Source organism: Kitasatospora sp. NPDC127111 (assembly GCF_042677465.1).
Taxonomy (GTDB): domain Bacteria; phylum Actinomycetota; class Actinomycetes; order Streptomycetales; family Streptomycetaceae; genus Kitasatospora.
Genome location: NZ_JBHXTG010000075.1, coordinates 33,481 through 46,507, shown reverse-complemented (window position 1 = coordinate 46,507; position 13,027 = coordinate 33,481). Strand labels below are relative to the sequence as shown.

10 protein-coding genes and 1 pseudogene are annotated in these 13,027 nt (G+C 73.1%); 9 read left to right on the top strand and 2 right to left on the bottom strand.

All coding sequences use genetic code 11. From position 1 onward, the window contains the following. Positions 1-277: pseudogene (locus ACFVHB_RS32895) on the top strand (hypothetical protein); the annotation flags it as partial. Positions 278-301: 24 nt separating this feature from the next. Here the strand turns inward: ACFVHB_RS32895 and ACFVHB_RS32890 are convergent. Together ACFVHB_RS32890 and ACFVHB_RS32885 are read right to left on the bottom strand one after the other, a co-directional pair. Then, positions 302-2,062 (bottom strand): penicillin-binding transpeptidase domain-containing protein, encoded by a 1,761-nt coding sequence (locus tag ACFVHB_RS32890; protein ID WP_380329515.1) that lies wholly within the window; start codon positions 2,060-2,062, stop codon positions 302-304. Between the two features lie 186 nt (positions 2,063-2,248). After that, a complete protein-coding gene (locus ACFVHB_RS32885) occupies positions 2,249-4,072 on the bottom strand; it encodes a dolichyl-phosphate-mannose--protein mannosyltransferase (RefSeq protein WP_380329513.1) in 1,824 nt (607 codons plus the stop codon). Positions 4,073-4,178: 106 nt separating this feature from the next. Between ACFVHB_RS32885 and rsmI the strand changes: the two genes are divergently transcribed. The 8 genes from rsmI to ACFVHB_RS32845 all read left to right on the top strand — a co-directional run bounded on the left by rsmI (position 4,179) and on the right by ACFVHB_RS32845 (position 12,975). After that, positions 4,179-5,036 carry a 16S rRNA (cytidine(1402)-2'-O)-methyltransferase gene (gene rsmI, locus ACFVHB_RS32880; protein WP_380329511.1) on the top strand — a complete coding sequence of 286 codons (858 nt, stop codon included), beginning with the start codon at positions 4,179-4,181 and terminating at the stop codon, positions 5,034-5,036. 327 nt (positions 5,037-5,363) lie between these two features. Further along, positions 5,364-5,789 (top strand): hypothetical protein, encoded by a 426-nt coding sequence (locus ACFVHB_RS32875; protein WP_380329509.1) that lies wholly within the window; start codon positions 5,364-5,366, stop codon positions 5,787-5,789. Between the two features lie 95 nt (positions 5,790-5,884). Continuing rightward, positions 5,885-7,504 (top strand): methionine--tRNA ligase, encoded by a 1,620-nt coding sequence (metG, locus tag ACFVHB_RS32870; RefSeq protein ID WP_380329507.1) that lies wholly within the window; start codon positions 5,885-5,887, stop codon positions 7,502-7,504. Continuing rightward, the gene (locus tag ACFVHB_RS32865) at positions 7,504-8,379 is read left to right on the top strand and encodes a TatD family hydrolase (RefSeq protein ID WP_380329505.1); all 876 of its coding nucleotides are present in this window, start codon (positions 7,504-7,506) and stop codon (positions 8,377-8,379) included. Before metG ends, ACFVHB_RS32865 begins: the two co-directional genes overlap by 1 nt. 278 nt (positions 8,380-8,657) lie before the next feature. Continuing rightward, entirely contained in the window at positions 8,658-9,047 is a 390-nt protein-coding gene (locus ACFVHB_RS32860) for a Uma2 family endonuclease (protein WP_380329504.1), read from the top strand. 28 nt (positions 9,048-9,075) lie between these two features. Next, the gene (gene rsmA, locus ACFVHB_RS32855; protein ID WP_380329502.1) at positions 9,076-10,062 is read left to right on the top strand and encodes a 16S rRNA (adenine(1518)-N(6)/adenine(1519)-N(6))-dimethyltransferase RsmA; all 987 of its coding nucleotides are present in this window, start codon (positions 9,076-9,078) and stop codon (positions 10,060-10,062) included. Then, positions 10,059-10,991 (top strand): 4-(cytidine 5'-diphospho)-2-C-methyl-D-erythritol kinase, encoded by a 933-nt coding sequence (locus ACFVHB_RS32850; RefSeq protein WP_380329500.1) that lies wholly within the window; start codon positions 10,059-10,061, stop codon positions 10,989-10,991. Before rsmA ends, ACFVHB_RS32850 begins: the two co-directional genes overlap by 4 nt. Before the next feature lie 157 nt (positions 10,992-11,148). Then, entirely contained in the window at positions 11,149-12,975 is a 1,827-nt protein-coding gene (locus ACFVHB_RS32845; RefSeq protein ID WP_380329498.1) for an ABC-F family ATP-binding cassette domain-containing protein, read from the top strand. Positions 12,976-13,027: the final 52 nt, after the last annotated feature.

The following is a 13,027-nucleotide window of genomic DNA, read 5'->3' as shown; positions in this document are numbered from 1 at the left end:
CACCGTGTCGCTGGCGCTGATGACGGTGGGCGGGCTGGGGGTGGCGATCTGGCTGCTGGCCCGGCCGCCGGTCTCCGCGATCGCCGCCGCCGACCTGCTCGCGGCCGGGCTGGCGATCGCGTTCATGCTGGCGCCGGCCGGGCGGTTCGGGTACCTGGCGCTGCCGGTGGTGCTGGTGATATGGCCCCGGCTGGCGGCCCGGCGGTGGAGCGCCAAGCCGCCCGTCCCGGCGAACTGCCTGCTGGTCCGGCCGGAGCCGGTCCTGCCCCGGGGCTGACGGGGCGGGACCGGGGGGCGCGGGTCAGCGGTTGCCGGCCGCCCTGATCAGGGCGGCGACGGCCGGGCCGGCCGCGTCGGCACCGTGACCGCCGCCCTGGACCTCGGCGGCGATGGCGAGGTTGCCCCGGTAGGCGGTGAACCAGCTGTTGGTGGTGTCGATGCCGGTGGCCTCGGCCGAGCCGGTCTTGGCGCCCGCGTTGTCCGAGATGCCGTTCATGACGGCCTTGGCGGTGCCGTCCTTGGCGGTGGCCGCCATCATCGCCTTCAGCTTGCCGACGACGTCGGGGGAGAGGTTGCGGGCGGCCTTCTGCTGCGGCAGGTCGGCGACCAGGATCGGCTGCTTGAACTCGCCGCTCTGCACGGTGGCGGTGATCGAGGCGATGGCCAGCGGGTTCATCTGGATCTTGCCCTGGCCGATGGACTGCATGGCCTGCTCGTCCTTGTTGCTGCCCGGGTCCGGCACCCGGCCGTCGGTGTTCGGCAGGCCGGTCTTCCACTCCAGGCCGATGCCGAAGACGTCCTTGGCGGTGGAGGTCAGCGTGCCCGGCTTGAGGCTGGCCAGGCCCTGGTCGATGAAGGCCGTGTTGCAGGAGATCATGAAGTCCTGCTGGAGCGTGTTGTTCGGGTAGGCGTCCGGGAACGAGTTCGGGATCGCCTTCGGGTTGCTGCTCTTCACCGGGCAGGGGACCACGGTGTCCGGGTTGACGCCGGCCTCCAGCAGGGCCGCCGAGGTGACGATCTTCATCGTGGAGCCGGGGGCCAGCAGGCCGAGGAAGGCCCGGTTCTGGCCGTTGGCCGGCGCGTTGGCGAAGGCCAGCACCTGGCCGGTGCTCGGCTCGATGGCGACGATCGAGCCGGACTTCCCGCCGAGGTCGGTCATCGCCTTCTCGGCGGCGGCCTGCAGCGTGTTGTCGATGGTCACCTTGAACGGCTTGGCGGGCTTCGGCTCGACGATCGTGAACAGCTTGTCGGTCGCGCCCTTGCCGTCCGCGGAACTGATCACGACGCCGCTGCCGGCGTCGCTCTGGTCCTGGGCCGGCTGGAGCTTGCGGGCGTTGTCCTGCAGCGTGGCGAGCAGCGTCGGGGTGAGCGAGGCGCCCTGCAGCGCCTTGCCGTTGCGGTCGACCACGTTGCCCGGCGGGGCGAAGACCGGCTGGGTGGCGATCACCTCGCCCGGGCCCAGGTGCGGGTGGATCACCGTCGGCGCCCAGTGCACGGCCGGCGTGTTGTCGCTCATCTTCACGACGCTGAGGAAGCCGTTGTAGTCCCAGACCCGGTTGGTGCCCTCGAACTCGGCCCGGGCCTTGAAGCCCATCAGCACGCCGGCCGGGGCCGCCGGGGCGGTGGCCGAGGGGGAGTCGCCGGCCGGCGCGGACGGGGTCGCCGAAGCCGCGGCCGAGCCGGTGGGCTTGGCGCTCGGCGAGGGGGTGCCGGTCGCCGAGGCGAAGGCCGCGGGGGTGGCCGGGCCGGCCGGCGTCAGCGTCAGGCCGCTCGGCTTCACCTGGTCCTTGAAGGCGTTCAGCGCGGTGGTGGCGGCCGCCGGGTCGTCGGTCAGCCCGGCCGCCTTGGCGACGTCGCCGGCCGCCCAGGCCGCCAGGAAGTCCTTGGCACCGGCCGCCGCCTGCTCGGCGCTCGGAGGCTCGGCGACCACCGTCCGGGCCTTCTTGGCCTCGGGAGCGTCCGAGTCCGAGCCGCCGACGAGGCTGTACGCGCCGTAGCCGCCGCCCGCGAGCACGGCCAGGGACACGCCGGTGATGATGCCGATCTTCGCGCCTTTGCGCATGGTGCTGCTCCCCCAAGGGTCTGGCGGCCGGCCGCAGCCGGAGGTGGCCGGATGCGCGTTAGGTGCTCAGCCTAGGCAGGCGAGCGCCGCGCGCCGACGAAACGCCCGGGTCTTGTGACGGATCTGGTACGTGTCGCGCACCACGTCCGCACGGGTCCCGCGCTCACGTTCAGCAGCTCCGGTCCGTCAGATCCAGCTGTTGAACCACATCCGCCTGCGCCAGTCGTCCATCGGAATCGTCTCGCCCGTATACAGGGGGTGGAAGAAGAGGAAGTTCCACACGATCAGCAGGACGAGCAGGCCGGCCGCCGTCGAGCCGATGATCCGGCGGTCCCGGGACGCCCCGGCCGGGCCGATCAGGGCGCCGACCAGCATGGTGACCGCGAGCACGATGAACGGCACGAACGCCACCGCGTAGAACAGGAAGATGGTCCGCTCCTGGTAGGCGAACCAGGGCAGGTAGCCGGCGGCCAGGCCGCAGAGCACCGCGCCGGCCCGCCAGTCGCGCCGGGCGGCCCAGCGCCAGAGGCAGTACGCCAGCGCCACCACGCCGGCCCACCAGAGCAGCGGAGTGCCGATGCCCAGCACCTCGCGGGCGCACTCGCTCGCCGTGCAGCCGGCCTGGCCCTGCTTGGGGGACTCGTAGAAGAAGGAGACCGGGCGGCCCAGCACCAGCCAGCTCCACGGGTTGGACTGGTAGGTGTGCGGGTCGTGCAGGTGGGTGTGGAAGTCGTAGACCGTCGAGTGGTAGTGCCACAGGGCCCGCAGGCCCTCGGGTATCCACGGGTAGTCGGTGGAGCGGCCGACCGCCCAGTCGCGGCCGTAGCCGCCCCGGCCGGGCACGGTGCTGCTGGCGAACCAGCCCCACCAGGAGGTCACGTAGACCACCACGGAGACCACGACGACCGAGACGAAGGCCGGGACGACGTCGCGCACCAGCGTCCACAGGTACGGGCGGCCGGCGCCGGCCAGGCGGCGCGAGCCGGCGTCCCAGAGCACCGTCAGCACGCCGAAGGCGGCCGCCACGTAGAGGCCGCTCCACTTGGTCGCGCAGGTCAGGCCGACGCAGACGCCGGCCGCGATCCGGTACGGGCGCCAGCCCAGGTTCAGCCGCCGGGCCGCCGCCGCGTCCGCGACGCCGCCGAGCCGCGCCGCGATCCGGGCCCGGGTGCGGTCGCGGTCCAGCAGCAGGAAGCCGAACGCCGCGAGGATCCAGAACATCACCACCAGGTCCAGCAGCGCCGACCGGCTGAGCACGAAGTGCAGGCCGTCCACGGCGAGCAGCAGGCCCGCCACGCAGCCCAGCAGGGTCGAGCGGAACAGCCGGCGGGCGATCCGGGCCACCATCAGGACGGAGAGCGTGCCGAGCAGCGCCACCGCGAACCGCCAGCCGAACGGGTTCATCCCGAACAGGACCTCGCCCGCGCCGATGATCCACTTGCCGACCGGCGGATGGACCACGTAGCTCGGATCCGGCCGGTAGGGCACCGGGTCGCCCGCGATGATCTTCTCGTTGGCGCCGTCCGGCCAGTTGATCTCGTAGCCACCGTGCCAGAGCGCGTAGGCGTCCTTGGCGTAGTAGGTCTCGTCGAAGATGATCGCGTGCGGCTCGCCCAGGTTGCCGAACCGGAGCACCCCGGCGAACAGCGCCACCGCGAGCGGGCCCAGCCAGCCCGCCCAGCGGCAGAGCCAGGACCAGAGCGGCGCCGGCAGCGCGATGCCGAGCCGCAGCAGCAGCGGCGAGGGCGCGACCCGGTGCGGCGTCACCCCGGGGCCGTCCGGCATCGGCGGCACCAGCCGCTCGGCGAGCGGGGGCTGCGGCGGCGGGGTGTAGCCGAACCGGGCCAGCGAGCGCAGCCAGTCCGGCCGGGGCCGCGGCTCCCCGGGCCCGGGCGCGCGGGGGCCCGGGACGGCGGGGGACGGCTGGTCCGTCAGGACCGGCACGCCGACGCCACCCTGCGCGGTGTGGTCTGTACCAGTTGGCGTCTGTGCCGCCGTGTCGCCGTTCATCCGCCACATCGTAGGGGCGCGTTCCACCGCGGGAACGGCTCCCTCCGAAGCTGCCCGAATCGTCACCAAAAGCACCGGCGGCGCCGTTGCTGGAAGGATGGGGCCCGTGACAGGAGTACTCGTTCTCGCAGGCACCCCCATCGGCGACGTCTCGGACGCCCCGCCCCGGCTGCTCACCGAGCTGGCCACCGCGGACGTGATCGCGGCCGAGGACACCCGGCGGCTGCGCCGGCTCACCCAGGCGCTCGGGGTGACCCCGGCCGGGCGGGTCGTCTCCTACTTCGAGGGCAACGAGGTCGGCCGCACTCCCGAACTGGTCGAGGCGCTGCTCGGCGGAGCCCGGGTGCTGCTGGTGACCGACGCCGGGATGCCGTCCGTCTCCGACCCCGGCTACCGGCTGGTGGCCGCCGCCGTCGCCGCCGACGTCAAGGTCACCGCGGTGCCCGGGCCGTCCGCCGTCCTGACCGCGCTCGCGCTGTCCGGCCTGCCGGTGGACCGCTTCACCTTCGAGGGCTTCCTGCCGCGCAAGACCGGGGACCGGGCCCGCCAGCTCGCCTCGATCGCCGCCGAGCCGCGCACCATGGTCTTCTTCGAGGCCCCGCACCGGATCGCCGAGGCGCTGGCCGCGATGGCCGAGGCGTTCGGCGCGGAGCGGCCCGCCGCCGTCTGCCGCGAGCTGACCAAGACCTACGAGGAGGTCAAGCGCGGCCCGATCGGCGAGCTGGCGGAGTGGGCGGCCGGGGGCGTCAAGGGCGAGATCACCGTGGTGGTCGCCGGCGCCCCGCCGGCCGCCCCGCAGGAGCTGACCCCGGCGGAGCTGGCCCGCCTGGTGGCCGTCCGGGAGGAGGCGGGCGAGCGGCGGAAGGAGGCCATCGCGGCCGTCGCGGCGGAGCTCGCGCTGCCCAAGCGGGAGGTGTTCGACGCGGTGGTCGCGGCCAAGAACGCGGCGGCCGGGAAGGGCTGAGCAGGGCGGCCCGGACGGCCGGGCGCGGTGGCCCGGAAGGTCCGGGAGCAGTGGCCGGGAAGGCCGGGGAGCGGTGGCCCGGAAGGCCCGGCGGCCGGGGGTGCCGGGGCCGGTGAGGGCGCGTACCTTGGAGAGAAGGCCCCGGGTAAACACCCGTTGAGCTGAAGCTTTGGACGAGTTTTCCGGACCGGACCCACCCTTGCGTATAGGGATTCCCAACCGGCGTCCAAGACTTCCCAAGACGGGCATCGGCCGGGGCGTTCCGGGCATTTCCTGGGTTGGAAAGACCCAGCCGGGCGAGCGTCCGGCGGGCGCTGGGAGACGGCTATGAGCGAGATGATCGGTAGCTCCCGCGGTGGCAACGCGCTGAGCGATCCCGGCCTGACCGGTCGGTCGCACACTCCGGTGGAGACCGTCCGGGAGGCCTACTCCTTCGCGTGCCTGAGCTGCGGGTACGGCTGGGAGCAGGCGTACGACATCGAGCACCACGTGGCCCGGGACGGGCACGTCGTGATCGAGTACCACGCCAACGGTGTCCGGGTGCCGTCCCCGCTGCTCAAGCCGACCTGCCCGGGGTGCGGCGGCCACACCGTCCGGATCATGCGCGAGGGCCGGGTGAACGTCGCGGACCAGCCCTGGCAGCACGCCCCCGGCTACTCGGCGCACGCCGAGCCGGCCGACGCCCAGGCGGCGGCCGAGCCGGTCCGGCCGCGCGGGCGGCTGGCCCGCTTCTGGGCGCGGCTCACGGGCTGACCGCCCCGGCGGCCCCGACGGCCGCCGACGCCCGGGCCGCCCGCCGGGAAAACCCGGTCGAGGGCGGCCCGCGCACGCGATTAAGCTTTCCGACCATGGCGGCCACTGCAGAACACAGCACCACCGGGAGCACCACCCCGGCGTACTACGTCTCCACCCCGATCTACTACGTGAACGATCGCCCGCACCTGGGCCACGCCTACACCACCGTGGCGGGCGACGTGCTGACCCGCTGGCACCGCCAGCGCGGCGAGAAGGTCTGGTACCTGACCGGCACCGACGAGCACGGCCAGAAGATCCTGCGGACCGCCGAAGCCAACGGGGTCAGCCCCCAGGAGTGGTGCGACAAGCTGGTCGAGGAGGCGTGGAAGCCGCTCTGGCGGCACCTCGACATCGCCAACGACGACTTCATCCGCACCACCCAGCCGCGGCACACCGCCCGGGTGCAGGAGTTCGTCCAGGACCTGTACGACAAGGGCGAGATCTACAAGGGCGGCTACTCCGGCCCGTACTGCGTCGGCTGCGAGGAGTACAAGCTCCCCGGCGACCTGCTCGACGGCGCCACCGAGAGCGAGAAGCTCTGCGCGGTGCACAAGCGGCCGGTCGAGTGGCTGGAGGAGGAGAACTACTTCTTCCGCCTCTCCGCGTACGGCCCGAAGCTGCTGGAGTTCTACGCCGCCAACCCGGACTTCATCCAGCCCGCCTCCGCCCGCAACGAGGTGCTGCGCTTCGTCGAGCAGGACCTGAAGGACCTCTCGATCTCCCGCTCCACCTTCGACTGGGGCGTGCCGCTGCCCTGGGACGACAAGCACGTCCTGTACGTGTGGGTGGACGCGCTGCAGAACTACATCACCGCGGCCGGCTACGGCAGCGACCCGGAGCGCTTCGCCGAGCTGTGGCCGGCCTCCGTGCACCTGGTGGGCAAGGACATCCTGCGGTTCCACGCGGTGATCTGGCCGGCCATGCTGATGGCCGCGGGCCTGCCGCTGCCCAAGCGGGTCGTCGCCAACGGCTGGCTGATGGTCGGCGGCGAGAAGATGTCCAAGTCCAACCTGACCGGCATCTCCCCGACCGACCTCACCTCGCACTTCGGCGTGGACGCGTACCGCTACTACTTCCTGCGGGCGATCCCGTTCGGCACCGACGGCTCGTTCTCCTGGGAGGACTTCACCGCCCGGTACACCTCCGAGCTGGCCAACGACTTCGGCAACCTGGCCTCCCGGGTGGCGGCCATGGTCGGCAAGTACTTCGACGGGGCGCTGCCGGCCCCGGCCGCGCACGGCGACGCCGAGCAGGCGGTGGCCGACGGGCTGGTGAAGGCCGTCGAGGCGGCCGACCGGAAGATCGGCGAGGAGCTGGACTTCGCCGGCGGCATCGCGGCGGTCTTCGAGTTCGTCAAGCAGGTCAACGGCTACCTCACCGAGCAGGAGCCCTGGAAGGTCGCCAAGGACGACTCGGAGGAGGGCCGCGCCCGCCTCGCGACCATCCTCTACACCGCCGCCGAGGCGCTGCGGGCCACCGCCGTCCTGCTCAACCCGGTGATGCCGGCCACCGCCGAGAAGCTCTGGGCCTCGCTGGGCGCCGCCGCCGGTCTCGGCGAGCTGTCCGCGCAGACCATCGCCACCGCGGCGGACTGGGGCCGGCTGCCCGCCGGTGCCACCGTCACCAAGGGCGAGATCCTGTTCCCGCGCCTCGAAGAGAAGCCCGCCGCCTGATGGCCAAGACGGACGACCGGTCGACGCCGCCGCCGCTGCCCGCCCCGCTGGCGGTGGCGGTGGCCGACTCGCACACCCACCTCGACATGCAGTCCGGCACCCCCGCCGACGGCCTGGCCCGGGCGGCGTCGGTCGGCGTGACCACCGTCGTCCAGGTGGGCTGCGACGTGCCCGGCTCGCGCTGGGCCGCCGAACTGGCGGCCCAGTTCGAGCAGGTGCACGCGGCCGTCGCCCTGCACCCCAACGAGGCGCCGCGGATCTACCTCGGCGACCCGGACGGCTGGTCCGGGCAGCAGCGCGCGGCCGGCGGTCAGGCCGCGCTGGACGCCGCCCTGGCCGAGATCGACGCGCTCGCGGCGCTGCCGCAGGTCGTCGCCGTCGGCGAGACCGGCCTCGACTACTTCCGCACCGGCCCCGAGGGCGTCGAGATCCAGAAGGAGTCGTTCCGCCGGCACATCGAGATGGCCAAGCGGCACGGCAAGGCCCTGGTGATCCACGACCGGGACGCCCACGAGGACGTCATCGCCGTCCTGCTGGCCGAGGGCGCCCCCGAGCGGACCGTCTTCCACTGCTACTCCGGCGACGCCGAGATGGCCAAGGTCTGCGCCGAGCACGGCTGGTACCTCTCCTTCGCCGGTCCGGTCACGTTCAAGGCCAACCAGCCGCTGCGGGACGCGCTCGCCGTCACCCCGCTCGACCGCGTCCTGGTCGAGACCGACGCGCCCTTCCTCACCCCGCACCCCTACCGGGGCCGGCCCAACGCGCCGTACCTGATCCCGGTCACCGTCCGCTCGATGGCGGACACGCTGGGGCTACACGAGGACGAGCTCGCCACCGCGATCGCGGCGAACACGGCCCGGGCGTTCGGGTACTGAGCGACCCGAAGGAACGTCCGAATCGAGGAAACGATTCGGCACTCTCGCCGGACCGCGATGCTGGCTGGCATGAGTGCGGTGAGGGAGGTGGCGATGACCGCCGAGCCGATCGACTGGATGCATCCGCCGTCCCAGGGCTGGACGTACGAGCAGGTCAAGGACCTCGACCTGCCGTTCGAATGGGACCTGGTGGACGGGGTCATCGTGGTCCGGGGGCAGACGAGCTTCTGGCACGACCAGGTGCGCACCGGCCTGGACCGCGCGCTCTTCGCGGCACGGTGGCACCGTACGCCGTCATCACCGAGCGCTGCGTCCTCGTCGACGAGTACAACCCGGTCGAGCCGGACGTCGCGGTCTTCGACAAGACCGGGCTCGACGTCTTCGAGCTGGAGTGTCTGCCGATCGAGTCCGTGGCCCTGGCCGTCGAGGTCGTCTCGCACGGCTCCAGGAGCGATGACCGCTTCCGCAAGCCCGGCCAGTACGCCGAGAAGGGGATCCCGTACCACTGGCGCGTCGAGCGCGGCCTGGACAACCTCCCCGTGGTCCACGAATTCCACCGGGACCAGGAGAAGGGCGTCCACCTGCCCGTCGCCCAGCACGAGGGCGTGTTGCGGACCACTGTGCCGTACCCGGTGGAGATCGACCTCGCGGCGGTCGTCGAACCCTGAGGGCCCGCCGCGCCCGTATCCTTGGCGCGTGAGCACCACCGACCCCACCCCTGACAGCCACCTGCTGGGCGCCGCCGACATCCGTGAGCTGGCGGCCGCGTTCGGTGTGAAGCCGACCAAGCAGCGCGGGCAGAACTTCGTCATCGACGGCAACACCGTGCGGCGGATCGTCCGGGCCGGCGGGGTGACGGCCGAGGACTCCGTGGTGGAGGTCGGACCCGGGCTCGGGTCGCTCACCCTGGCGCTGCTGGAGGTCGCCGAGCACGTCACCGCGGTCGAGATCGACCCGGTGCTGGCGCAGCACCTCCCCGACACCGTCGCCGCGCGGATGCCCGGCAAGGCGGACGCCTTCGACCTGGTGTTCAGCGACGCCATGGAGGTCACCGAGCTGCCCGGGCCGGCGCCGACCGCGCTGGTCGCCAACCTCCCCTACAACGTGGCCGTGCCGGTGCTGCTGCACATGCTGGCCACCTTCCCGAGCATCGAGCGCACCCTGGTGATGGTGCAGAGCGAGGTCGCCGACCGCCTCGCCGCCAAGCCCGGCAACAAGGTGTACGGCGTCCCGTCGGTCAAGGCCAACTGGTACGCGGACGTGAAGCGGGCCGGCGCCATCGGACGCAACGTGTTCTGGCCCGCGCCGAACGTCGACTCCGGACTGGTCTCGCTGATCCGCCGCGAGCCGCCGAAGACCAGCGCCAGCCGCGAGGAGGTGTTCGCGGTGGTCGACGCCGCGTTCGCCCAGCGCCGCAAGACCCTGCGGGCCGCCCTGGCCGGCTGGGCCGGCTCCCCGGCCGGGGCCGAGCAGGCGCTCGCCGCCGCCGGGATCGACCACAAGCTGCGCGGCGAGATGCTGACGGTGGAGCAGTTCGCCGCGATCGCCGAGCACAAGCCCGCGATCGAGCACAAGCCCGCGACCGCCGAGCACGAGCACAAGCACGAGCACGCGACCGCCGAGCACGAGCACAAGCACGAGCACGCGACCGCCGAGCACGAGCCCGCGAAGGACTCCGAGTGAGCGTCACCGTCCGCGTTCCCGCCAAGGTCAACGTCCAGCTGGGGGTCGGCGGCCTGCGCGCCGACGGCTTCCACGACCTGGCCAACGTCTTCTTCGCGGTCGCCCTCGGCGACGAGGTCACCGCGACGGCCGGCACCCCCGGCACGGGCGTCACGCTCGGCTGCTCCGGGCCGGACGCCGCCGCCGTCCCGCTCGACGACACCAACCTGGCCGCCCGCGCCGCCCGGCTGCTCGCCGCCCACCACGGCCTCGCCGCCCCCGACGTCCACCTGCACATCGCCAAGGCCATCCCGGTCGCCGGCGGCATGGCCGGCGGCAGCGCCGACGGCGCGGCGGCACTGGTCGCCTGCGACGCGCTGTGGGGGCTGGACACGCCGCTGCCCGTCCTGCTGGAACTGGCCGCCGAACTCGGGTCCGACGTGCCGTTCGCCCTGGTCGGCGGCGTCGCCCTGGGCCGGGGCCGCGGTGAGCTGCTCGACCCGCTGCCGGTCACCGGCACCTTCCACTGGGTGTTCGCCGTCGCCGACGGCGGGCTCTCCACCCCGGCCGTCTTCCGCGAGTGCGACCGCCTCCGCGAGGCGGCCGGCACCGGCTCCAGCGACACCGACGTGCCCACCCCGGACGCCGACCCGGCGCTGCTCGCCGCCCTCGCCGAAGGCGACGCCGTCGCGCTGGCCGGCGCGCTCGCCAACGACCTCCAGCCGGCCGCCCTCTCGCTGCGGCCGTCGCTCGCCGCCACCCTGCGGGCCGGCACCGAGACCGGCGCGCTCGGCGCCCTGGTCTCCGGCTCCGGGCCGACCTGCGCCTTCCTCGCCAAGGACGCCGACGCGGCGGCCGCGGTCGCCGAGGCGCTGCGGGCGTCCGGCACCTGCCGCACCGCGCACGCGACGCACGGGCCGGTGCCGGGGGCGTCGGTGCTCGGGGGCTGAGGGCGGGGCCGGGCGTCGGTGCTCGGGGGCTCAGGGCGGGGCCGGGCGTCGGGGCGCTGGTGCTCGCGGGGCTGAGCGGGGGACCGGGCTACTAGGCTGGGGAGGATCGGGGCTCCGCCTGAGCCCCGGGACCGTCGAACCCAGGAGCGCAGCACACGTGGCCGTCAACCTCGCCACCATCGAGTCCGTCACGAAGGTCTACGGCACCCGGGCCCTTCTGGACGGGGTCAGCCTCGGCGTCAGTGAGGGGGACCGGATCGGCGTCGTCGGACGCAACGGCGACGGCAAGACCACCCTGATCCGGATGCTCGCCAAGCTGGAAGAGCCGGACGGCGGTCGGATCACCCACTCCGGCGGCCTGCAGCTGGCCGTCCTCACCCAGCACGACTCGCTCGACCCGAAGGCCACCATCCGGCACGAGGTGATCGCCGACCGGGCCGACCACGAGTGGCTCGGCGACGCCCGCATCCGCGACATCATCGAGGGCCTCTTCGGCGGCCTCGACCTGCCCGGCTTCGCCGACGGCCTGGACACCGTGATCGGCCCGCTCTCCGGCGGTGAGCGCCGCCGGATCGCCCTCGCCAAGCTGCTGCTCGGCTCGCCCGACCTGATCGTCCTCGACGAGCCCACCAACCACCTCGACGTCGAGGGCATCAACTGGCTCGCCCAGCACCTGCAGAAGCGCCGCTCCGCCCTCGTCTGCGTCACCCACGACCGCTGGTTCCTCGACCAGGTCTGCACCCGGATGTGGGACGTCCAGCACGGCACCGTCCACGAGTACGAGGGCGGCTACTCCGACTACGTCTTCGCCCGCGCCGAGCGCTCCCGGATCGAGGCCGTCGAGGAGCAGAAGCGCCAGAACCTCGCCCGCAAGGAGCTCGCCTGGCTGCGCCGCGGCGCCCCCGCCCGCACCTCCAAGCCGCGCTACCGGATCGAGGCCGCCAACGCCCTGATCGCCGACGTGCCGGAGCCGCGGGACAAGAGCGAGCTGATGAAGTTCGCCAACGCCCGGCTCGGGAGGACCGTCTTCGACCTGGAGAACGTCACCGTCAAGGCCGGCCCCAAGCTGCTGCTGGAGAACCTCACCTGGCAGCTCGGCCCCGGCGACCGGATCGGCCTGCTCGGCGTCAACGGCGCCGGCAAGACCTCGCTGCTGCGCGCCCTGCGCGACGCGTACGCCTCGGAGGGCGACGTCCAGCCCGCGTCGGGCCTCATCAAGGTCGGCAAGACGGTGCGGCTGGCCTACCTCTCCCAGGAGGTCGCCGAGCTGGACCCGGCCACCCGGGTGCTGCAGGCCGTCGAGCAGGTGCGCTCGCGGGTCGACCTCGGCAAGGGCCGGGAGATGAGCGCCGGTCAGCTCTGCGAGCAGTTCGGCTTCGGCAAGGACAAGCAGTGGACCCCCGTCGGCGACCTGTCGGGTGGTGAGCGGCGCCGGCTGCAGCTGCTCCGGCTGCTGATGGACGAGCCCAACGTGCTCTTCCTCGACGAGCCGACCAACGACCTCGACATCGAGACGCTCAACCAGCTGGAGGACCTGCTCGACGGCTGGCCCGGCTCGATGATCGTGATCAGCCACGACCGCTTCTTCATCGAGCGGACCACGGACGTCGTGCACGCCCTGCTCGGCGACCGGAAGATGCGGATGCTGCCCAACGGCGTGGACGAGTACCTGGAGCGGCGCGCCCGGATGGCCGCGGCTGCCGCCGCCGCCGCTGCCGCGTCCTCCGCCGCCACGTCGGAGACCCCGGCCGCCGATGCGCCGGCCCTGTCCGGCGGCGACCTGCGGGCGGCGAAGAAGGAGATGCAGAAGCTGGAGCGGCAGATCGCCAAGCTGGACGAGAAGGAGTCCAAGCTGCACACCCAACTCGCCGAGCACGCCGCCGACTTCTCCAAGGTCGCGGAGCTGGACGCGCAGCTGCGCGCCGTCCGGGAGGAGAAGGAGGAGCTGGAGATGAGCTGGCTGGAGCTGGCCGAGCAGGTCTGAGGGTCGTTGTCCGTGCGGCCCGGCAGGGGGAGTGCCGGGCCGCACGGGCGGC

Bases quoted from the DNA above. Each gene is read 5' to 3' on its own strand.
- ACFVHB_RS32865 (WP_380329505.1), top strand. From the start codon at position 7,504: ATGGCCAAGACGGACGACCGGTCGACGCCGCCGCCGCTGCCCGCCCCG.
- ACFVHB_RS32875 (WP_380329509.1), top strand. From the start codon at position 5,364: ATGAGCGAGATGATCGGTAGCTCCCGCGGTGGCAACGCGCTGAGCGAT.
- metG (WP_380329507.1), top strand. From the start codon at position 5,885: ATGGCGGCCACTGCAGAACACAGCACCACCGGGAGCACCACCCCGGCG.
- ACFVHB_RS32890 (WP_380329515.1), bottom strand. From the start codon at position 2,062: ATGCGCAAAGGCGCGAAGATCGGCATCATCACCGGCGTGTCCCTGGCC.
- ACFVHB_RS32885 (WP_380329513.1), bottom strand. From the start codon at position 4,072: ATGAACGGCGACACGGCGGCACAGACGCCAACTGGTACAGACCACACC.